Source organism: Pseudomonas sp. THAF187a (assembly GCF_009363395.1).
Taxonomy (GTDB): Bacteria; Pseudomonadota; Gammaproteobacteria; order Pseudomonadales; family Pseudomonadaceae; genus Aquipseudomonas; species Aquipseudomonas khazarica.
In genome coordinates this window covers 4,843,651-4,862,588 of the sequence record NZ_CP045349.1, presented here as the reverse complement: position 1 = coordinate 4,862,588, position 18,938 = coordinate 4,843,651, and the positions used below count along the sequence as shown (strand labels likewise).

Annotated in this window: 20 protein-coding genes; 12 read left to right on the top strand and 8 right to left on the bottom strand. The window is 65.9% G+C overall.

Features of this window, described 5'->3' with window-relative positions:
* The first annotated feature begins 4 nt into the window (after positions 1 to 4).
* The 5 genes from hisA to FIV02_RS22710 all read left to right on the top strand — a co-directional run bounded on the left by hisA (position 5) and on the right by FIV02_RS22710 (position 4,215).
* Positions 5 to 742, top strand: a complete 738-nt coding sequence (gene hisA, locus FIV02_RS22730; protein ID WP_037055305.1) for a 1-(5-phosphoribosyl)-5-[(5-phosphoribosylamino)methylideneamino]imidazole-4-carboxamide isomerase — start codon at positions 5 to 7, stop codon at positions 740 to 742.
* Positions 743 to 820: 78 nt separating this feature from the next.
* Positions 821 to 1,591 (top strand): imidazole glycerol phosphate synthase subunit HisF, encoded by a 771-nt coding sequence (gene hisF / locus FIV02_RS22725; protein ID WP_037055302.1) that lies wholly within the window; start codon positions 821 to 823, stop codon positions 1,589 to 1,591.
* Between the two features lie 158 nt (positions 1,592 to 1,749).
* Positions 1,750 to 2,484: an ABC transporter substrate-binding protein gene (locus tag FIV02_RS22720; RefSeq protein WP_152489863.1), complete on the top strand. Its 735-nt coding sequence runs from the start codon at positions 1,750 to 1,752 to the stop codon at positions 2,482 to 2,484.
* Between the two features lie 85 nt (positions 2,485 to 2,569).
* Positions 2,570 to 3,325, top strand: a complete 756-nt coding sequence (locus FIV02_RS22715; RefSeq protein WP_152489862.1) for an ABC transporter substrate-binding protein — start codon at positions 2,570 to 2,572, stop codon at positions 3,323 to 3,325.
* A gap of 134 nt (positions 3,326 to 3,459) precedes the next feature.
* Positions 3,460 to 4,215 (top strand): ABC transporter substrate-binding protein, encoded by a 756-nt coding sequence (locus FIV02_RS22710; RefSeq protein WP_037055293.1) that lies wholly within the window; start codon positions 3,460 to 3,462, stop codon positions 4,213 to 4,215.
* A 124-nt stretch (positions 4,216 to 4,339) separates the two neighbouring features.
* Here the strand turns inward: FIV02_RS22710 and FIV02_RS22705 are convergent, their stop codons facing one another.
* The 3 genes from FIV02_RS22705 to gpmI form a co-directional block, all read right to left on the bottom strand.
* Positions 4,340 to 5,656, bottom strand: a complete 1,317-nt coding sequence (locus FIV02_RS22705; protein ID WP_134676370.1) for a S41 family peptidase — start codon at positions 5,654 to 5,656, stop codon at positions 4,340 to 4,342.
* Positions 5,657 to 5,684: 28 nt separating this feature from the next.
* Entirely contained in the window at positions 5,685 to 6,914 is a 1,230-nt protein-coding gene (locus tag FIV02_RS22700; protein ID WP_152489861.1) for a murein hydrolase activator EnvC, read from the bottom strand.
* Between the two features lie 181 nt (positions 6,915 to 7,095).
* A complete protein-coding gene (gene gpmI / locus FIV02_RS22695) occupies positions 7,096 to 8,628 on the bottom strand; it encodes a 2,3-bisphosphoglycerate-independent phosphoglycerate mutase (RefSeq protein WP_152489860.1) in 1,533 nt (510 codons plus the stop codon).
* Between the two features lie 146 nt (positions 8,629 to 8,774).
* On the opposite strand from gpmI, the gene FIV02_RS22690 reads away from it, so the two are divergent.
* The 3 genes from FIV02_RS22690 to secB are packed head-to-tail and all read left to right on the top strand — an operon-like array spanning position 8,775 to position 9,970.
* A complete protein-coding gene (locus FIV02_RS22690) occupies positions 8,775 to 9,188 on the top strand; it encodes a rhodanese-like domain-containing protein (protein WP_037055285.1) in 414 nt (137 codons plus the stop codon).
* Position 9,189: 1 nt separating this feature from the next.
* On the top strand, positions 9,190 to 9,450 hold the full coding sequence (grxC, locus tag FIV02_RS22685) for a glutaredoxin 3 (RefSeq protein WP_037055283.1): 261 nt from the start codon (positions 9,190 to 9,192) through the stop codon (positions 9,448 to 9,450).
* Positions 9,451 to 9,478: 28 nt separating this feature from the next.
* Positions 9,479 to 9,970: a protein-export chaperone SecB gene (gene secB, locus FIV02_RS22680; RefSeq protein WP_037055281.1), complete on the top strand. Its 492-nt coding sequence runs from the start codon at positions 9,479 to 9,481 to the stop codon at positions 9,968 to 9,970.
* A gap of 55 nt (positions 9,971 to 10,025) precedes the next feature.
* Here the strand turns inward: secB and trmL are convergent, their stop codons facing one another.
* Positions 10,026 to 10,490: a tRNA (uridine(34)/cytosine(34)/5-carboxymethylaminomethyluridine(34)-2'-O)-methyltransferase TrmL gene (gene trmL / locus FIV02_RS22675; RefSeq protein ID WP_047586526.1), complete on the bottom strand. Its 465-nt coding sequence runs from the start codon at positions 10,488 to 10,490 to the stop codon at positions 10,026 to 10,028.
* Here trmL and FIV02_RS22670 point away from each other — a divergent pair.
* Entirely contained in the window at positions 10,489 to 10,932 is a 444-nt protein-coding gene (locus FIV02_RS22670) for a hypothetical protein (RefSeq protein WP_047586524.1), read from the top strand. The two genes, trmL and FIV02_RS22670, sit on opposite strands and share 2 nt — an antisense overlap.
* A 495-nt stretch (positions 10,933 to 11,427) precedes the next feature.
* On the opposite strand, the gene FIV02_RS22665 is transcribed toward FIV02_RS22670, so the two are convergent.
* The gene (locus tag FIV02_RS22665; protein ID WP_152489859.1) at positions 11,428 to 13,806 is read right to left on the bottom strand and encodes a penicillin acylase family protein; all 2,379 of its coding nucleotides are present in this window, start codon (positions 13,804 to 13,806) and stop codon (positions 11,428 to 11,430) included.
* Between the two features lie 123 nt (positions 13,807 to 13,929).
* Between FIV02_RS22665 and FIV02_RS22660 the strand changes: the two genes are divergently transcribed.
* Entirely contained in the window at positions 13,930 to 14,934 is a 1,005-nt protein-coding gene (locus tag FIV02_RS22660; RefSeq protein ID WP_152489858.1) for an AraC family transcriptional regulator, read from the top strand.
* A 76-nt stretch (positions 14,935 to 15,010) separates the two neighbouring features.
* Here FIV02_RS22660 and FIV02_RS22655 read toward each other — a convergent pair whose 3' ends face one another.
* Positions 15,011 to 15,592 carry a DUF6436 domain-containing protein gene (locus FIV02_RS22655; protein WP_152489857.1) on the bottom strand — a complete coding sequence of 194 codons (582 nt, stop codon included), beginning with the start codon at positions 15,590 to 15,592 and terminating at the stop codon, positions 15,011 to 15,013.
* Between the two features lie 125 nt (positions 15,593 to 15,717).
* Here FIV02_RS22655 and FIV02_RS22650 point away from each other — a divergent pair, with 125 nt between their 5' ends.
* A complete protein-coding gene (locus FIV02_RS22650; RefSeq protein ID WP_152489856.1) occupies positions 15,718 to 16,659 on the top strand; it encodes an alpha/beta hydrolase in 942 nt (313 codons plus the stop codon).
* Here the strand turns inward: FIV02_RS22650 and FIV02_RS22645 are convergent.
* Positions 16,656 to 17,423, bottom strand: a complete 768-nt coding sequence (locus FIV02_RS22645; protein WP_047584777.1) for a hypothetical protein — start codon at positions 17,421 to 17,423, stop codon at positions 16,656 to 16,658. The two genes, FIV02_RS22650 and FIV02_RS22645, sit on opposite strands and share 4 nt — an antisense overlap.
* Before the next feature lie 124 nt (positions 17,424 to 17,547).
* Here FIV02_RS22645 and FIV02_RS22640 point away from each other — a divergent pair, with 124 nt between their 5' ends.
* Positions 17,548 to 18,171, top strand: coding sequence for a 2OG-Fe(II) oxygenase (locus FIV02_RS22640; protein ID WP_047584779.1), 624 nt, complete (start codon positions 17,548 to 17,550; stop codon positions 18,169 to 18,171).
* A 55-nt stretch (positions 18,172 to 18,226) separates the two neighbouring features.
* On the opposite strand, the gene FIV02_RS22635 is transcribed toward FIV02_RS22640, so the two are convergent.
* On the bottom strand, positions 18,227 to 18,763 hold the full coding sequence (locus tag FIV02_RS22635; protein WP_152489855.1) for a DUF6160 family protein: 537 nt from the start codon (positions 18,761 to 18,763) through the stop codon (positions 18,227 to 18,229).
* Positions 18,764 to 18,938 lie beyond the last annotated feature (175 nt).

The window sequence follows — 18,938 nt, the reverse complement described above, 5'->3', positions numbered from 1 at the left end:
ACCGATGCTGATTATCCCCGCTATCGATCTGAAGGACGGCGCCTGCGTGCGCCTGCGCCAGGGCCGCATGGAAGACTCCACGGTGTTCTCCGATGACCCGGTGAGCATGGCGGCCAAGTGGGTCGAGGGCGGCTGCCGCCGTCTGCACCTGGTCGACCTGAACGGCGCCTTCGAAGGTCAGCCGGTCAACGGCGAAGTGGTCACCGCCATCGCCAAGCGCTACCCCAATCTGCCGATCCAGATCGGCGGCGGCATCCGTACCCTGGAAACCATCGAGCACTACGTGCGCGCCGGCGTCAGCTACGTGATCATCGGCACCAAGGCAGTCAAAGAGCCCGAGTTCGTCAGCGAAGCGTGCAAGGCCTTCCCGGGCAAGGTCATCGTCGGCCTGGATGCCAAGGACGGCTTCGTCGCCACCGACGGCTGGGCCGAGGTCTCCAGCGTGCAGGCTACCGACCTGGCCAGGCGCTTCGAGGCAGACGGCGTGTCCGCCATCGTTTATACCGACATCGCCAAAGACGGCATGATGCAGGGCTGCAACGTCGAAGCCACTGCCGCACTGGCTGCCGCCAGCAAGATCCCGGTGATCGCCTCCGGCGGCATCCACAACCTCGGCGATATCGAGAAGCTGCTGCTGGCGCGTTCGCCAGGCATCATCGGCGCTATCACTGGGCGTGCCATCTATGAAGGCACCCTGGACGTGGCCGAGGCGCAGCGCTTCTGCGACGGCTTCAAGGGCTGAACCGTAGGGCGGGGTGAAACCCGCCGCAACTGACGCAATCTTTATCGGTGGGTTGCACCCACCCTACGGGAGCACCGTATGGCACTGGCTAAACGCATCATCCCCTGCCTCGACGTCGACAACGGCCGCGTGGTCAAGGGCGTCAAGTTCGAGAACATCCGCGATGCCGGCGATCCGGTGGAGATCGCTCGCCGCTACGACGAGCAGGGCGCCGACGAGATCACCTTTCTCGACATCACCGCCAGCGTCGACAACCGCGATACCACGCTGCATACCGTCGAGCGCATGGCCAGCCAGGTCTTCATTCCGCTGACCGTCGGCGGTGGCGTGCGTACCGTGCAGGACATCCGCAACCTGCTCAATGCCGGTGCCGACAAGGTCTCGATCAACACCGCCGCGGTGTTCAACCCCGAGTTCGTCGGTGAGGCGGCTGCGCGCTTCGGTTCGCAGTGCATCGTCGTCGCCATCGACGCCAAGCGTGTATCGGCGCCGGGCGAGCCGGGGCGCTGGGAGATCTTCACGCATGGCGGGCGCAAGCCGACCGGCCTCGATGCCGTGGAGTGGGCGCGCAAGATGGAAGGGCTGGGCGCCGGGGAAATCCTCCTCACCAGCATGGACCAGGATGGCGTGAAGAGCGGTTACGACCTGGGCGTGACCCGTGCCATCAGCGAAGCGGTACGCGTGCCGGTGATCGCCTCCGGCGGTGTCGGCAACCTGCAGCACCTGGCCGATGGCATCCTCGAAGGCAAGGCTGATGCCGTGCTCGCCGCGAGCATCTTCCATTTCGGCGAGTACACCGTGCCGGAAGCCAAGGCCTATCTGGCCAGCCGCGGCATCGTCGTACGCTGATTGCCGCCACTTCGACCTGCCCGCTGCGCAAAGCTGCGGGCGAGTCGACGGCAAAGTGCCAGCGATCCAGCTAGCATTAATCATCATCTCTAAAACCCTGACTCTCTGCCCTTGGTGGAGGGTTGCCCTTTGTCGAACATCTTCGACATGGAGTCTTCATGTTCCTTCTTCGATTCGTGACTATTTTCGTCCTGTCGTGTGGTCTCAGCATTGCACGTGCCGAGCCGCTGGTGCTGCTCACGGAAAACATGCCGCCCTTCAACATGTCGGTCTCCGGCACCAACTACGCCCGTGACGACGGGATCACGGGTATCAGCTCCGACATCCTGCGCGCGGTATGCGAGCGTGCCGAGGTCGAGTGCCAGCAGATCCTGCGCTTCCCTTGGCAGCGCGTGTACCAGCAGACACTGGACGATGCGGGTTACGGGGTTTTTTCCACCGCGCGTACCGCCGAGCGTGAGGGGCTGTTCAAATGGGTTGGGCCCATCTCCAGGTACGACTGGGTGCTGTTCGCCAAGGGCGATAGCCCGATCCAGCTGGCCAGCATCGAAGACGCGCGGCGTTATCGGATCGGGGGCTACAAGGGCGATGCCAAGACCCAGTTCCTGCTGGACAGGGGCCTGGAGGTAACGACCGCGCTGCGTGATGCGGAAAACGTCAGGAAGCTCGACAAAGGTCAGATCGATCTGTGGATTGCTTCCAGCCAGGCCGGGCCGCTTACCGCCCGTCAGGAAGGCGTCGAGAACCTCAAGGTGGTTCAGCACCTGAACTCGGTCGACCTCTACCTTGCGCTGAATCTGCAGACGTCGGACGAGCTGGTGCAGAAGTTGCAGAAGGCATTGGAGTCGCTGCGTGCGGAAGGTGCACTGAAGAGCATCGAAGCGCGCTATTGAGGCAATCGGCCAGTAATCGCTGGGCCGGGGAGGGCATGGCGGTTATCCTGATGCAGTCTGCCATATTCACAGAAAGAGAAACGCCATGCTCAAACGCCTGCTGATCGCACTGGCCGGCACCCTTGTGGTGCTGTCTGGCGCCGCGCGCGCCGAAGTGGACCCCGACTACACCGTGGTTCTGCTGACCGAGAACTTCCCGCCCTACAACATGGCCATCAATGGCAAGAACTTCGCTCAGGAAGACAATATCGACGGTATCGCCGTGGATATCATCAAGGAGATGTTCAAGCGTGCGGGCGTCAAGTACAGCCTGACGCTGCGCTTCCCCTGGGATCGGATCTACAACCTGGCGCTGGAAAAGCCGGGCTACGGTGTGTTCGTCGCCGCCCGCCTGCCCGAGCGCGAGGAGCTGTTCAAGTGGGTGGGGCCGATCGGCCCGGACGATTGGGTCCTGCTGGCCAAGGGCGACAACCCGATCAGCCTGACCAGCCTGGACCAGGCCAAGAAGTACCGCATCGGTGCGTACAAGGGCGATGCCATCTCCGAGTACCTGACCGAGAAGGGCGTCGAGCACAGCACCTCGTTGCGTGACCAGGAAAATGCTCGCAAGCTGATGGCCGGGCAGATCGACCTCTGGGCCACGGGTGATCCCGCCGGGCGCTACCTGGCCAAGCAGGAAGGTATCTCCGGCCTGAGGACTGTCCTGCGTTTCGACAGTGCCGAGCTGTATCTGGCGCTGAACAAGGATATTCCCGACGAGATCGTCAGCAAGCTGCAGGCTGCGCTGGATCAGATGCGCGCCGAAGGCTTCGTCGACGACATTCTCAACAGTTACCTGTAAGCACCGAACATGCGTCCGGCCACGAGCCGGGCGCTCGCCATGGATGGCAGAGCCACTGAGTGCCAATGACCGGGCTCGGTCCCATGCAAGGATGCCGCTAGCCATAACCAAAAATCATGCGAGCGGTACGTCTTATGCTGAAAACTCTGAAGAAAAGCCTGTTTGTCGCCCTGTTTCTCGCTTGCGGTTCCGTGCACGCGGAACTCCCGCAGGATTACAAGGTGGTGCTGCTGACCGAGAATTTCCCGCCCTTCAACATGGCGGTGGACGACAAGAACTTCGCCCGTGACGACGGCATCGACGGCATCAGCGCCGACATCGTGCGCGAGATGTTCAAGCGCGCCGGCATCGAGTACACCCTGACCCTGCGCTTCCCCTGGGACCGCCTCTACCGCCTGACCCTGGACAAGCCCAACTACGGCCTGTTCTCCACCACCTACACGGCCGAGCGTCAGCCGCTGTTCAAGTGGGTCGGCCCGATCGCCAAGACCGGCTGGGTACTGCTCGCCGCGCCGGGTAACGACATCAAGGTGTCGAGCCTCAAGGATGCCGCCAAGTACCGCGTCGGCGCGTACAAGAACGATGCGGTCAGCCAGCACCTGGAGAGCCAGGGCCTGCAGCCGATCAACGCCCTGCGTGATCAGGAGAACGTGAAGAAGCTGGTGCGCGGGCAGATCGACCTGTGGGCCACCACCGATCCGGTAGGCCGCTACCTGGCCAAGCAGGAAGATGTCAGCGGCCTCAACACCGTGCTGCGCTTCAACGATGCCGAGCTGTACCTGGCCCTGAACAAGGACACGCCCGATGAGGTCATCGAACGCTTGCAGAAGGCGCTCGACGAACTGCGCAACGAAGGCTTCATCGACGATATCACCAACAGCTATCTGTAAGCCGGCCGGCTCGGGCGGTCGTTCGCACCGCCTGCTACCTGCGCCTGGCGGTCGCTGTTTCCGGCAGCAATGAAAACGCCGCAGTTTCTCGCGAAACTGCGGCGTTCTTGCATCACGACCCGCTTCAGTCGCCGCGGGTGACGCTCAGCCCCTTGAGCAGGTTGAGTGCCTGGCTCAGCTGGTAGTCCTGGTCCTGCGGGCGGTCCGTGCGTGCGGCCTGTGCGCCCCGGCTCGGGCGGTCCGCGCCACCGTTGCCGTTGCCCAGGTGGCCTTGCAGGTCGGCTTCCTTGACGCCCTCGTTGTCCTGCTCGCGGGTGAGCTTGGCGCGTGCCACCTCGATGTCCGGGATGATGCCCTGAGCCTGGATCGAGCGGCCGTTCGGGGTGAAGTACAGCGCGGTGGTGAGCTTCAGCGCGCGATCGTTGTTCAGCGGCAGCACCGTCTGTACCGAGCCCTTGCCGAAGCTGTCGGTGCCCATCAGTACGGCGCGCTTGTGGTCCTGCAGGGCGCCGGCGACGATTTCCGATGCCGAGGCGCTGCCGCCGTTGATCAGCACCACCAGCGGCACGCCCTCGCTGGCATCGGCCGGATCGGCGTTGAAGCGCAGTTCGGAGTTGGCCAGGCGGCCCTCGGTGTAGACGATCAGCCCGCTCTTGAGGAAGTGGTCGGCCACTTCCACGGCCGCCTGCAGCACGCCGCCGGGGTTGTTGCGCAGGTCCATGACCAGGCCGCGCAGCTTCTTGTTGCCGTTTTCCTTGCGCAGCTTGTTCAGGGCCTTGCCGACTTCCTCGCCGGTGTTGACCTGGAACTGCGAGATGCGCAGGTAGCCGTAGCCGTCCTCGAGCATCTGGCTCTTCACGCTGCGTACCTTGATCACGGCGCGGGTCAGGGTCAGCTCGAACGGTCGGCCGCCGTCGCGTACCAGGGTCAGCTCGATCTTGCTGCCGGCCTTGCCGCGCATCTTCTCTACCGCTTCCATCATCGACAGGCCCTTGGTCGGCTGGCCGTCGATCTTGACGATCAGGTCGCCGGCCTCGATGCCGGCCTTGGACGCCGGGGTGTCGTCGATGGGCGAGACCACCTTGACGAAGCCGTCCTCCATGCCGACCTCGATGCCCAGGCCGCCGAATTCGCCGCTGGTGCTTTCCTGCAACTCGGCGAATGCCTCGGGCTCGAGGTAGGCCGAGTGCGGGTCGAGGTTGCTGAGCATGCCCTTGATGGCGTTCTCCAGCAGCGTCTTGTCGCTGACCGGCTCGACGTAGGCGGCCTTGATGCGGTCCATCACCTCGGCGAAGGTGCGCAGCTCATCCAGGGGCAGGGGCGCCTTGCTGCTCGCCGCCGCTGCCGGCGCGGGGGCAGGCTCGGCAGCCTGCAGGGCTGGAGCGCCGAGCAGCAGCCCAAGGGCCAGGGCCAGGCAGGTGGGGCGAAAGCGATGAGACATTAAGACAACTCCTAAATGGATGAAGCGCTTATCCCTGCGCGCGGCACCACTGTGCCGGATCACTCGGGCGACCGTTCTGGCGAATGGCGAAGTACAGCGCCGATGTTTCCTGGCCACCGCTCTTGCCAACGGTGGCGATGGGGTCGCCGGCCTTGACCACGTCCCCTGCATTCCTGAGCAGGCTCTGATTATGGCCGTACAGGCTCAGATAACCATTGCCGTGATCGAGAATGACCAACAGGCCGGCGCCACGCAACCAGTCGGCGAACACCACGCGGCCACCATGCACGGCACGTACCTGGCTGCCGGCGGGTGCGCCGATCAGCACGCCGTCCCACTTAGTACGAGCGTCGCCGCCGCGTGGGGTTCCGTAGCGTGCTACCAAACGGCCATCGACGGGCCATGGCAGTTTGCCGCGAGCGCTGGAAAAGGGGCCGCCGTAGGTGGCGCCGGACGTGACCACGGGGCCGCTGGCGGAGCTGTTCGGCCGGGTCTGCTGAGCGGCCAGGGCGCGCTTGCGTGCCTCTTCCGCTTCGCGGGCCTGGCGCGCCAGGGTTTCCTCGATGGTCTTGAGCACGCGGCCAAGCTCCGCCTGCTCCTGCTGGCGGGCCTTGAGTCGCTGGTCGCGGTTGGCGAACTCGCTGTTGAGCTTGGCCAGCGCCTGCTGGCGCTGCTTGCGCACGTCGGCGAGCTTGGCGTGGCGCTCATCCAGGCCGGCTTTCTGCGTCTGCAGCTGAGCCTGGTGGCTGGCGATTTCCTGTTCGACGTTGGCCAGCTGGCGCAGGGTCTCGTTGAATGCCGAGAGTTGTTCGAGGCGGGCGTGGCTGAGGTAGTCGTAATAGGTCAGGGTGCGCGAGAACTTTTCCGGGTTCTGCTGGTTGAGCAGCAGCTTGACGTACTCCTGGCGCCCGCTCTGGTAGGCGGCCCGCGCCTGGATGGCGATCAGTCGCTGCTGTTCAGTGCGCGCGCTCTGGAGTTTTTTTTTCTCCTGATCCAGGCGCTGGATTTCCTGCTCGCTGTCCTTGAGCTCGTGCTGCAGGTCCTTGACCTGGCTTTCCAGATCGCCCATCTCCGTCTCGGTCTTCTTCAACTGCTGCTGGACGCCGGATTTCTCCTGCTGCAGTTTTTCCAGCATCTTCTTCAGTTCGGCGACATCCTGGCGCGCGGCTTCCAGCTGGCGCTGGGTATCGGCGCGCTGATCGGCGAAGGCGGGTGCGATCAGGCTGCTGAGCAGGATCAGGGCAAGAATGCGAAGCATGGGCGGGGCGGCACCGGAAGGTGGATTGAGGCTGAGGCCTAGTATGCCCGCGCCGCCGGGCAAAAAAAACGCCCCAGGCCTCATGGCGCGGGGCGTTTCTTGTTTTCTGTCGATCAGCGCCGCTTCACGCAGTCTGCGCCTGGCCGACGAGCGTGACGTGCAGCGGCCTGTGATCTGCGTGCTAGTCGAGTTCGACGATGCTCTTGCCGGTCATCTCCGCCGGCTGCTCGAGGCCCATCAGCTTCAGCAGGGTGGGCGCCACGTCAGCCAGCACGCCGCCTTCGCGGATGCGCGCCGGGCGCTTGCCGACGTAGATGAACGGTACGGGCTCGCAGGTGTGGGCCGTGTGCGCCTGGCCGGTGCACTCGTCTTCCATCTGCTCGACGTTGCCGTGGTCGGCGGTGATCAGCGCTTCGCCGCCGACCTTCTCCAGCGCCTTGGCAATGCGGCCGACGCAGCTGTCCAGGGTCTCCACGGCCTTGACCGCAGCCTCGAACACGCCGGTATGGCCGACCATGTCGCCGTTGGCGTAGTTGACGATGATCACGTCGAAGCGCTGGTTCTCGATGGCGTCGACGATCCTGTCGGTCACTTCCGGCGCGCTCATTTCCGGCTTGAGGTCGTAGGTGGCGACGTCAGGGGAGGGAATGAGGATGCGCTCTTCGCCCTCGAACGGCTCTTCACGGCCGCCGGAGAAGAAGAAGGTGACGTGGGCGTATTTCTCGGTTTCGGCGATGCGCAGTTGGGTCTTGCCGTTCTTCGCCAGGTACTCGCCGAGCACGTTGGTCAGTGCTTCCGGCGCGAATGCCGCAGGTGCCGGGATGCTCGCCGCGTACTGGGTGAGCATGACGAAACCGACCTGTGGCGCGCGCTTGCGCTCGAATTCCTTGAAGCCGGGCTCGACGAAGGCACGGGTCAGCTCGCGCGCACGGTCGGCGCGGAAGTTCATGAACACCACGGCGTCGCCGTCTTCGACCTGTACCGCGTCGCCGATGGTGGTGGCCTTGACGAACTCATCGCTCTCGCCCCGTGCATAGGCGGCCTGCAGGCCTGCCACGGCATTGGCGGCGTTGAACTGGCCGGCACCGTCGACGATCAGGTTGTAGGCCTGCTCCACGCGGTCCCAGCGGTTGTCGCGGTCCATGGCGAAGTAGCGGCCCGTGAGGCTGGCGATACGACCCTTGCCGAGGCGGGCGAACGCGGCGTCGAGCAGCTCGATGGACGGCTGCGCGCTCTTCGGCGGGGTGTCGCGACCGTCGAGGAAGGCGTGCAGGTAGATCTTCTCGGCGCCACGCTTGGCGGCCAGTTCGGCCATGGCGACGATGTGATCCTGATGGCTGTGCACGCCACCATCGGAGAGCAGGCCGAGGATGTGCACGGCCTTGCCGGCGGCCACGGCCTTGTCCACGGCCTGGTTGATCGTGGCGTTGTCGAAGAACTCGCCGTCACGGATGGCCTTGGTCACGCGGGTGAAGTCCTGATACACCACGCGCCCGGCGCCGAGGTTCATGTGGCCGACCTCGGAGTTGCCCATCTGCCCATCCGGCAGACCGACGTCCATGCCGCTGCCCGAGATCAGACCGTGCGGGAAGGTGGCGCGCAGGCGATCGTAGACCGGCGTGTTGGCGGCGTGGATGGCGTTGTACTCGGGGTTGTCGCTGTGACCGAAGCCGTCGAGGATGATCAGAACCAAGGGTTTGGGCGTGGCGCTCATTAAGCTGGCTCGCTCTGGGTCGATGGACGGGAAACAAAGCCGGGCATTCTACGGCCAAGCGCCTGGCGCGTCACTGCCGGACGGGGTTTGGCCGACCTGTGGGGCTGTGTATACTGGCCGGCATTTTACCGTCCTGGGCCCTACAGATGTTCGCCAACCTGATTGAATTCATCATTAACCACTATGTACTGAGTGGATTGTTCGCCGTTCTGCTGGTGCTGCTGATCGTCACCGAGATGCGCAAGGGCGGCCAGAGCCTGTCGAGCCGCGAGCTGACCGCGCTGGTCAACTCCGACAAGGGCGTGGTGCTCGATGTGCGGGCCCAGAAGGAGTTCTCCGCCGGGCATATCGTCGACGCGCTGCACATCCCTTACGACAAGGTGACTGCACGCATCGCCGAGCTGGAAAAACACAAGGCCAGGACCATCGTCGTCGTCGACGCCGCTGGCCAGCACGCCGGCACCATCGCCCGCGAGCTGCAGAAGGCCGGCTACACTGCTGCCAAGCTGTCCGGCGGCATCGCGACCTGGCGTGCCGACAACCTGCCGCTGGTGAAGTGACATGAGCACGGTGGTCATCTACTCCAGCGACTGGTGCCCCTACTGCATGCGGGCCAAGCAACTGCTGGCCAGCAAAGGGGTGGATTTCGACGAGATTCGTGTCGACGGCCAGCCGGCCGTGCGCGCGGAGATGACCCGCAAGGCCGGACGCACTTCGGTGCCGCAAATCTGGATCGGCAGCACCCATGTCGGTGGCTGTGACGATCTCTATGCCCTGGAGCGCGCCGGCAAGCTCGACGCCCTGCTGCAGAGCCCCGCTTGAAACCGCAACGTTAAGGAAGGCAAACGCCATGACCGAGCAAGCCAACAGCGGCGCCGCCGCTGCCGAGTCGCAAAACCCGCAATTCTCTCTGCAGCGTATCTACGTCAAGGATCTGTCCTTCGAAGCGCCGAAGAGCCCGGAAATCTTCCGCCAGGAGTGGACGCCGAGCGTCGGTCTGGACCTGAACACGCGCCAGAAGGCCCTGGAAGGTGACTTCCACGAAGTGGTGCTGACCCTGTCGGTGACCGTCAAGAACGGTGAAGAAGTGGCCTTCATCGCCGAAGTGCAGCAGGCCGGTATCTTCCTGATCAAGGGCCTGGACGCCGCGTCCATGAGCCACACCCTCGGCGCCTTCTGCCCGAACATCCTGTTCCCTTACGCTCGTGAAGCGCTGGACAGCCTGGTGACCCGTGGTTCGTTCCCGGCACTGATGCTCTCTCCGGTCAACTTCGATGCCCTGTACGCCCAGGAACTGCAGCGCATGCAGCAGGAAGGCCAGGCCGAGACCACTGCCCACTGAGGCGAGCTGCTCGAATGAAAAAAGCGCCCTCAGGGGCGCTTTTTCTTTATCCGCTTCATTCGCTGTCGGCGAAGCCGTTCTGGCGCCAGGCCTCGTAGACGGTCACCGCCACGGTGTTGGACAGGTTCAGGCTGCGGCAGCCGGCGCGCATCGGCAGGCGCACGCGTCGCTCCACCGGCAGGGCGTTACGCACCTCTTCCGGCAGGCCCCGGCTTTCCGGGCCGAACAGGAAGGCGTCGCCGGGCTGGTAGGCGACCTCGTGGAACGGCTGCGAGCCCTTGGTGGTGAAGGCGAACACGCGCGGCTGGCCGATGCTGTCCAGGCAGCTCTGCAGATCGGCGTGGCGTTCGAGCGTGGCGTATTCGTGGTAATCCAGCCCGGCGCGGCGCAGGCGCTTGTCGTCCAGCTCGAAACCCAGTGGTTCGATCAGGTGCAACCGACAGCCGCTGTTGGCGCACAGCCTGATAATGTTGCCGGTATTGGGCGGGATTTCCGGTTGAAAGAGGATGACGTGGAACATGCAGCACTCCGAGCACTGGGATGAGCGCCATTCTACGCCGCCTGAGGATCCACGGCCGCGTTTGCGCTGGCGTTTCATGGCCTCGGTGATGCTCATCGCCTTTCTCGTCGGCAGCATGATCGGCCGCGCGTTCGACCCGCCCCGCTTGCGTATCGAGCAGGTCGAGCCCTGGGAGCAGGGGGTGCAGCTCTGGTTCAACCGCGAGCCGCAGGCGCTGGCCGAGCACGCCGACGGTGCGCTGAGGTATCGCTTCGAGGATGCCTACGGACGTGTCCGCGAGGGGCGCCTGAGCTTGCCGCTGGGCTTGGTGAACTGGCGCGTGGAGCGTGACGGGCGGGACCTGCTGCTGGTACTGGTGTCGCCCCGTCCGCTGGACGGGGAGTGGCGCGGTGCGCAGGAGGATGGACGCTGGCGCGTGCAGCTGGCGCTGCGTCCCAGATAAAGAAGGGGATTCCCCGGCCTGCCTGTACCAAGGTCCCCGAAACGGGTAACGCCGTGCCCGTGGATGAGCGGCGGCGTACTGCCATGACGCGGCGTTCGCGTCGAATAAAGAGGGGATTCCCCGGCCTGCCTGTACCAAGGTCCCCGAAACGGGTGACGCCGTGCCCGTGGATCAGCGGCGGCGTACTGCGGTGACGCGGCGTCCGCGTCGAATAAAGAAGGGGATTCCCCGGCCTGCCTGTACCAAGGCCCCCAAAACCTGGATTGCCTTAGCCTATGCAGGGCGTGTGCCAGTTTTCTTACATGGGCGTGAAGCCCTTGTTTCCTGGGGTTTGCGGCGCAGTGGGGAGCGCAGAAGGGCGGTCTTTGCGGGTGCTGTGCACCAGCGTGCAGCGTGATGCACCGGTGGCGCACCACGCTGTGAGTTGGGCAGGCAGGCCCGGCTGCGCGGGGGAGGCTGGTCGTTGCGACGCAGCAGGCGCAGCCCGGGTGGTGCTCAGCGGGGCAGCAGCCTGAGCGTGCCCTGGCTGTTGGCCGTCACGTCCGCTTCGCTCAGGTGCTGCGGCCGGTAGACGCCGAGTACATGGCCGGCGGCCTGGTCGGCGTAGTGCGGGTCGAACGGCACGCCGCTCTGGCCCACGGGGTTGCTGCCGAGTGCCGTGCTGGCATCGGCCAGGTCGACCAGGCGGCGGGTCGAGGGCCCGTAGACCACCTGCCAGGGGGCCGGACCGATCTTGTGCGAGAGGTTGTTCGGCACCTCGTGGCTGCCCGGAGCCGCGTACGGGCCGGCATTCAGCAGCCAGGCCAGTGGCTGCTGCTGGCCCAGCGGGTGCGTGTGGGTCAGGGTATGGGCGCGTCCCCATTGCCAGGCGGCAGGATCATCACCGAACTGCTCGCGCAGGTGTGCCAGGCTGGCGCGCCAGGCGTCGGCGACGATCTGCGCACGGGTTTCCTCGCCGCTGCCACCCTGGCGATGCCACCAGGGCGACGTCGCATCGGCGGTCAGGCGCGGCAGGGCGACGTCGAGCACGCGGCTTTGCAGCAGGCTGTCGAAGAAGGCGTCGCCCAGCTCATCGGCCATGGCTTCGTGAGCCAGCTGATAGAGCAGCTGGTTGAACAGGGTGGCGCTCACCGAGTCCAGCGGATGCTCGCCGTTCCAGTCGGCGAGGGCCTGCACCATGGCCTGCTCCTGCTCGCCCTGGGCGGCGGCGCGCAGCTCGTCGAGGATCGGCGTCAGCACGCGCATGGGGTAATCGGTGCCTGTATCGAGCTGCAGGGCCTGGCTGTTGTGCAGGTCCCACTTCACCGAGGCGTCGCTCAGGCGCTGATTGAGGCGCTGGCCACGGTCGGGCAGGTTGTAGTAACCGGGAATCTCGATGCCGCTGGCCGGCACCGGCTGGTAGTTGGCCGAGACGATGTAGCCGCGTGCCGGGTTCTCTTCCTGCGGGTTGGCGCTGAAGGGGTGGTAGCCGAGTTTGTCCGCCTCGGCGCTGGCACCGTCGAGAATGAAGGTCGGGTTGACCCCGGCCGGGCGCAGCGGCAGCTTGGCGGCCGCCCACCAGCCGATGTCACCGGCGGCATTGGCCCAGACCACGTTGAGGCCGGGCGCTTCGATCTTCTCGGCGGCGGCGCGGGCCTTGTCCAGGGTATTGGCACGGTTCAACTGGTAGAAGGCGTCGAGGATCGGGTTGTCGGTCTCCAGGAAGGCCCACCACATGGCGATCGGCGTGCTGCCGCTGGTCTGGCCCAGGGCATCGTTGATGATCGGTCCGTGCGGCGAGCGGCGCAGGGTGAGCTGCACGGGCGCTGCATTCTTGACCTGGATGGTCTCCGTGCGCTGCTCCAGGTCGACCCAGCGGCCCTGGTACCAGACCTGGTTGGGGTTGTCCGGGTTGACGCGCTCGGCGATCAGGTCGAGGTCGTCGTTCTGGAACATGGTCAGGCTCCAGGCGAAGTCCCGGTTGTGGCCGAGCATGGCACTGGGGATCAGCGCGTGGTGGTAACCGTAGAGGTCGTAGCCGGGCGCCTGCAGATGCGCCTCGTACCACACCGCCGGCAGCGAGAAGCGAATGTGCGGATCGCCGGCCAGCAGGGGTTTGCCGCTGGCGGTGCGGCTGCCGGACACGGCCCAGGCGTTGCTGCCTTCGAACTGCGGCAGGCCACTGTCGGCCAGGGCCGTGTCGCTGAGCTGGGCGAGAGCGGAGAGGTCCTTCCAGTCGCCGGCGCTCAGGGCGTTGCCGACTACACCGTCCGGGTGCCAGCCGAGATCAAAGACCTTGAGGTAATCCGCGCCCAGGCTGTCGCGCACGTGGCTCATCAGGGGCTCGGTACGCAGCGCAGCGGCGAAGCTGTAGGCCATGTAGCCGGCGACGCTCAGGGTGTCGGCGACGGTGAAGGGGCGCGGCTCGATGCCCAGCAGGTCGAATTCCACCGGTAGCGGGCGGCTGGCCTGGTACTGGTTGATGCCGTCGAGGTAGTTCTGCAGGGCCTGCACGGACGGGCTGTCGGCGTCCAGGCGGGTGGCATAGGTATCGGCGTGGCGACCCAGCTCCAGGGTGCGGAACAGGCGGTCGGTAGGCACAAGCTTCTCGCCCAGCACTTCGGCCAGTTCGCCACGGGCCAGACGCCGCAGCAGCTCCATCTGGAACAGGCGGTCCTGGGCGTGCACGTAGCCCAGGGCGCGATACAGGTCGGCCTCGTTCTCGGCACGGATGTGCGGGACACCCAGTTCGTCGTAGTTGACCGTGACCGGGGCGTGCAGCTCGCTGAGCACCAGCTCGCCATCGCGCTGCGGTTGCTTGTCGTGCAGGTACCAGGTCAGGCCGCCCGCTGCGGCGGCAACGAGCAGGGCAAGGGCGGTCAGGGAGCGTTTCATCGAGCGGTCCTTGTTGTTATGGGGGGAGCGTCGGGCTGCATTCTGCGCAGAAGCCGTGGCGACAGCATTGACCAGATGCTGCAGTGGTGAAAGTCTATGGTCAATTCATGCCGAGGAGCCAGCATGGCCACCCACGAGTTCGTCGCCCTGACCCATTCGTCGACGTTGCGCCGCCTGCTCTACGAGGCCCTGACGGCACTCGGGCTCGACCCGACCCACACCTATCGGCAGGCATATGCCGGTGTGGCCCTGGCCGCGCCGCTGCTGGAAGCGCGTGAGGACCACGACAACGCGCCGCGCTTCTGGCAGGCGCTGGAGGGTATCACCGGCGATGCCGACATCGGCCTGCACCTGGGGGAAATGATGCAGCCACGGCCGATGGACGTGGTCGGCTACCTGCTCCTGGCCGCCCGTGATCTGCGCCAGGGGCTGCAGGCCTTCGTGCGTTTCCAGCACATCCTCTCCGGTGGTTTCGCCGCGCGGCTGGAGGAGGACGGCGAGCAGGTGCGCCTGGTGATCGACCTCAACTACCGCGAGGTTGGCTCGTTGCGTCAGCAGATGGAATGCCTGGCGGTGCTGCTGATGAAGATGCTCGCCGCTGCCAGCGGTGAACTGCCGCTGCTCGGCGTCGACTTTCGTCACCGCGCGCCACGCAGGCTGGGCGAGCATCGGCGCCTGCTCGGCGTCGAACCGCGCTTCGCGCAGGCGCACGATGCGCTGATCCTGCCCCGTGCGCTGCTCGCGCGACCGTCGCGCAGCGCCAGCCCACGCTTGTTCGAGGTGCTCAGCGAGGAAGCCGAGAAGCAACTGGCCGGGTTGGTGGAGAACCAGCTGCTGGCACGGGTGCGCTACTGGCTGGAGCTCAATATCGGCGCCACGACCTGCACGCTGCAGGCGTGCGCGCAGGCCCTGGGCAGCAACCGCAGTGCCTTGCAGCGAGCACTGAGCGAGCAGGGCAGCAGCTTTCGGCTGCTGCACGATGAAGTGCGGCGGTTGTGTGCGTTGCGCCTGCTGGATCAGGGCCTGAGCGTGCGAGAGGTCGCACGGGCCTGCGGCTTCGCCGAACTGTCGCCGTTCTACCGGGCCTTCCGCCGCTGGCAGGGTGGCACACCACGCGGTCGAGGCTGATGACGGGCGCTTGAGGCGCTGATGCAAGCTGGCTTGGCGGTCGACGTTCTGGTGGCGGCGTAACCCACCCTGCGGGTCAGTCGTTGCTTGCTTCGGCCCATTCGCAGAAGCACCCGACCGCCAGGGTGTTGCTGGCGTCGACCTTGCGCCCGGCCTCCAGGGCTTCGAGTATGGGCTCGATGAAGCTGTTGCTGGAGTTGCACACCAGCCCTTCGCTGTAGGGGCCGAAGTAGGCCAGCTGGCCCTGGCGGTCCCAGATCGCCACCGCCGGGCTGGCGGGCAGCTCGGCGCTGCCTGGCATCTCGTCGATCGGTTGCAGCGCCGCCAGTTCGGCGGGCAGGCGACCCTGGCTGCCGGGCTTCTGTACCACGTGGAACTGTACGCCTCTGGGGGCGTAGTGCTCGATCAGCTCGGCCAGGTGCTGCTGGTTGCCGACGTTGCAGGGGCAGGCCGGGTCCCAGAAGTGCACCAGGCGAATCTCGCCAGGGCCGGACAGCGCTGCGGGCAGTTGCAGTGTGGCGCCGGAGAACACCGCCGCGCGCTCATCGAAGGTGCGCAGGTAGCGGGTCTCGAACCAGCGATAGGCCAGCAGCAGGCCGACCAGGCAGGCCAGGACGAACAGGGCGACGAGCAGGTTCTTGCGTGACGGGCGAGGCATGGTGCGGATCGCGACGAAAAAAGGGCGTGTAGCTTGCCACGATGCGCCGGGCAGCTGAATATCGCAGCATTCGAGGAGATGTCGACGGGATCGCCCCTGGCAACCTGCAACTTACGGAAAGCCTCATGTCTGAGCCGTTTCAACCCGAACAACTGCGCCCCCTGCTGCGACCCTTGGCCGCAGCGCGCCTGGACCTGCCGGCGCTGCAGGCCTACCGCAGCTTCTATGGCCTGGATCTGGGCGGTCGCTACGCCGGGCTGGACAGCCGGCTCGGCAGCTTCAATGCCGCCGGCTATCAGATTGCCGTGCAACTCTGGGCACCGGCCGAGCCGCGTGCGACCGTGCTGCTGTTGCATGGCTACTACGACCACATGGGGCTCTATCGCCATGTGATCGATTGGGCGCTGGCCATGAATTTCGCCGTGCTGGCCTGCGACCTGCCCGGTCATGGCCTGTCCAGCGGGGCGCGGGCCAGCATCGGCGACTTCGCCGAGTACCAGCAGGTGCTCGCCGGCCTGTTCGGGCAGGCAGCCGAACTGGACCTGCCGCAACCCTGGCACCTGTGTGGGCAGAGCACGGGTGGGGCGATTGCGCTGGATTACCTGTTGGCCGACGGCAAGCGGCCGGAACTGGGCCAGAGCATTCTGCTCGCGCCGCTGGTGCGGCCGCGTGCCTGGGGCTGGTCGAAGCTCAGCTACCGTCTGCTCAGCCCGTTCGTACGCGAGATTCCGCGGCGCTTCAGTGATAACTCCAGCGACGCGACCTTCATCGACTTCGTGCACAACCTCGACCCCTTGCAGCCGCGCAGCCTGCCGACCTCCTGGGTCGGTGCGCTCACCCAGTGGGTGCCGCGCATCGAGGCGGCCGGGCGCAGCCGGCACAGCCCGCTGATCGTGCAGGGCGAGCAGGACATGACGGTGGACTGGCACTACAACCTCGGGATTCTGCAGGACAAGTTCCAGCAGCCGAGCATCCTGCGCCTGCCCGAAGCGCGTCATCACCTGGCCAACGAGAGCGAGGCGTTGCGGAAACGCTACTTCGACTTTCTCCGCGAGCGCCTGGCCTAGATGCCCTGTGGCGCCGGCTCCAGGTCGGCGCTGCTCATGCCCACGGCAAGGCCGGCGCGCAGGGCCTTGAGGGCGGCCTGGTAGTAGGCCTTGCCCGCTGCCGACTGGGCGAACTCGACGAACTGCTCCAGTTCGGGATCGCTCAGGTCGCGATAGACGTGCAGCAGGGTGTTGTCCAGGTCCTGCTCGATCTGCCCCATCAGCCGTTCCCGCTGGCCGTTGAGCAGGCCTTGCGCCTGACCGCCGCCGAGCAGGCCGGGGATCATCTGGCTGAGACTGTCGGCCGCCACGCCGGCGAGCGCCAGGCTGACCTCGGCTCCGGCTTCCTTGGCCGGCAGTGCCTGGGCCAGGTGGCGGATCAGCAGGCGGCGGGTGGCGTCGGCCTCGGTGCGCGGCAGGCCGTTGGCGTACTTGGCCAGTTGATCGCTGCGCGTGGCCAGTTGTTCGGCGGCGACGATTTTGCGCCCCAGTTCGCCCTGGAAGAAGGTCAGCGCCGGTTGCGGGTCGGCCAGCTCCATGCGCAGGGCATGCTGGGCGCGCTGATCGATGGCGGTGGCGGCGAAGCGGCGGTTGCTGTTGTCCACCAGCGCCTGATAGACCGCTGGCGGCAGGGTGCTGCGGTAGCGTTGCTGGGCGGCATCGAGGGCCTGGTTGAAGTGTTCACGCTGTTGCGGCCAGCCGGCGGCCTGGTACAGGCGCAGATGTTCATCGGCCAGGGCCGGCAGAGCCAGGCCGATCAGCAACAGGGCAAACAAAACGCGCATCGAGAAACTCCTTGGCAAACTATCCTGGCCGGCTGCATGGCCCTGCGGCCGGCTATTTTCGGTGGCTGGCGGGGGCTTGTCGAGCTATGTCTGGCGGGCCATCCGGCACTGTACAATCGCCGCCATGAACGACATCGACCTGCAAGACCGCTTTGCCAACCTCATCGACGACCTCGCCAGCCAGGGCTGGTCGTTGCGGGAGCTTTTCGCCCCTGAGGTTCTGACCCGCGAACTGGCCGCAGAGTGCCGTAAGCGTGAGCGCCGTGGTGAGCTGAGTGCTGCCAGCGTCGGTCGTGGTGACGCCCAGCAGGTGCAGGAAGGCATCCGCGGGGATCGTATCCAGTGGCTGGAGCCGGGGCAGAGCGCCGCGTGCGACCAGTATCTGCAACTGATGGACGAGCTGCGCCTGACCCTCAACCGGGAGTTGTTCCTCGGGCTCGAGGACTTCGAGTGCCACTTCGCCTGTTATGAGCCGGGGGCTTTCTACCTGCGCCATCTCGATCGCTTCCGTGACGACGATCGGCGCACGGTGTCGGCGGCGTTCTACCTCAATGACGACTGGCAGGTCGAGCAGGGTGGCGCGCTGCGCCTGTACCTGCATGACGGTCGTGAGCATGACGTCATGCCGCAGGCCGGCACCCTGGCGCTGTTCCTGTCCGGTGACATGCCCCATGAGGTGCTGCCGGCCAGCCGTGAACGCCTGTCGCTGACCGGCTGGTTCAGGCGCCGCAGCACGGACGTGCTCTGAGTCGACGGGCCGCCAGGCGATTCCCCTGGCGGGGCGCAGCGGCTTGCCGGGGCGTTCAGTGCCCCCAGACCTTGATGGTGCCGTTGATGTCGCGCAGGTCGCGCACGGCGACGTTGCCGATGCTGTTGTCGCCGATGTACAGGTCGCTGGCCACGCGGGCGCGGATCACCAGCTTGCCCAGCGGGCCGAGTTGCTGGTTGATCGCGGTCAGGTTGGGCAGCTTCAGCTGTAGCTGGCTCTGGCCGCCGCTGCCCTTGACCACATCCACTTCCAGGGTCGGCACCTCGATGCCCAGGGCCGGAATGCTGGCGCCAAGCTGGGCCGGGCCGAGGACGTAGCCGTCGCAATCGACAGGGGTGAGGCAGCCGTTGTCGATCTTCACGTTGCGCAGCGACAGGTTGCCGCCGTCGTCCTGCCAGCGTACTTCGTCGATGCGCGCCATCAGGTCGAGGCGGATGGTGATGCCGGCCTGGCCGCTGATCTGGCTCAGGCTCTCGTCCTCCAGTGCGCGCAGGTCGGCCTGGGCGAAAGGGGCAAACAATACCGCGTGACACAGCAGCGGCAGGACAAGCGTACGAAGTGCGATGGACATGAACGGGAACCTCCCTGGTTGGCCGCGCAAGTCTGGTGTGGCGCCGCCTGCCGCGCCATGGGCGAACGCCGTTTCCCGCCGAAGGATAGGTCCGTGCGTCGCGTGAACAGCGGCGTACAGGTCCTTTGCCGAACCCCTCGGCCTGGGCTGACAAGGGTGTTACCGCTGGTTACTC

Bases quoted from the DNA above. Each gene is read 5' to 3' on its own strand.
- FIV02_RS22715 (WP_152489862.1), top strand. From the start codon at position 2,570: ATGCTCAAACGCCTGCTGATCGCACTGGCCGGCACCCTTGTGGTGCTG.
- FIV02_RS22700 (WP_152489861.1), bottom strand. From the start codon at position 6,914: ATGCTTCGCATTCTTGCCCTGATCCTGCTCAGCAGCCTGATCGCACCC.
- FIV02_RS22650 (WP_152489856.1), top strand. From the start codon at position 15,718: ATGTCTGAGCCGTTTCAACCCGAACAACTGCGCCCCCTGCTGCGACCC.
- grxC (WP_037055283.1), top strand. From the start codon at position 9,190: ATGAGCACGGTGGTCATCTACTCCAGCGACTGGTGCCCCTACTGCATG.
- FIV02_RS22635 (WP_152489855.1), bottom strand. From the start codon at position 18,763: ATGTCCATCGCACTTCGTACGCTTGTCCTGCCGCTGCTGTGTCACGCG.
- hisF (WP_037055302.1), top strand. From the start codon at position 821: ATGGCACTGGCTAAACGCATCATCCCCTGCCTCGACGTCGACAACGGC.
- FIV02_RS22705 (WP_134676370.1), bottom strand. From the start codon at position 5,656: ATGTCTCATCGCTTTCGCCCCACCTGCCTGGCCCTGGCCCTTGGGCTG.
- FIV02_RS22640 (WP_047584779.1), top strand. From the start codon at position 17,548: ATGAACGACATCGACCTGCAAGACCGCTTTGCCAACCTCATCGACGAC.
- secB (WP_037055281.1), top strand. From the start codon at position 9,479: ATGACCGAGCAAGCCAACAGCGGCGCCGCCGCTGCCGAGTCGCAAAAC.
- FIV02_RS22710 (WP_037055293.1), top strand. From the start codon at position 3,460: ATGCTGAAAACTCTGAAGAAAAGCCTGTTTGTCGCCCTGTTTCTCGCT.
- FIV02_RS22670 (WP_047586524.1), top strand. From the start codon at position 10,489: ATGCAGCACTCCGAGCACTGGGATGAGCGCCATTCTACGCCGCCTGAG.
- FIV02_RS22665 (WP_152489859.1), bottom strand. From the start codon at position 13,806: ATGAAACGCTCCCTGACCGCCCTTGCCCTGCTCGTTGCCGCCGCAGCG.
- FIV02_RS22720 (WP_152489863.1), top strand. From the start codon at position 1,750: ATGTTCCTTCTTCGATTCGTGACTATTTTCGTCCTGTCGTGTGGTCTC.
- FIV02_RS22655 (WP_152489857.1), bottom strand. From the start codon at position 15,592: ATGCCTCGCCCGTCACGCAAGAACCTGCTCGTCGCCCTGTTCGTCCTG.
- FIV02_RS22645 (WP_047584777.1), bottom strand. From the start codon at position 17,423: ATGCGCGTTTTGTTTGCCCTGTTGCTGATCGGCCTGGCTCTGCCGGCC.
- trmL (WP_047586526.1), bottom strand. From the start codon at position 10,490: ATGTTCCACGTCATCCTCTTTCAACCGGAAATCCCGCCCAATACCGGC.
- hisA (WP_037055305.1), top strand. From the start codon at position 5: ATGCTGATTATCCCCGCTATCGATCTGAAGGACGGCGCCTGCGTGCGC.
- FIV02_RS22660 (WP_152489858.1), top strand. From the start codon at position 13,930: ATGGCCACCCACGAGTTCGTCGCCCTGACCCATTCGTCGACGTTGCGC.
- gpmI (WP_152489860.1), bottom strand. From the start codon at position 8,628: ATGAGCGCCACGCCCAAACCCTTGGTTCTGATCATCCTCGACGGCTTC.
- FIV02_RS22690 (WP_037055285.1), top strand. From the start codon at position 8,775: ATGTTCGCCAACCTGATTGAATTCATCATTAACCACTATGTACTGAGT.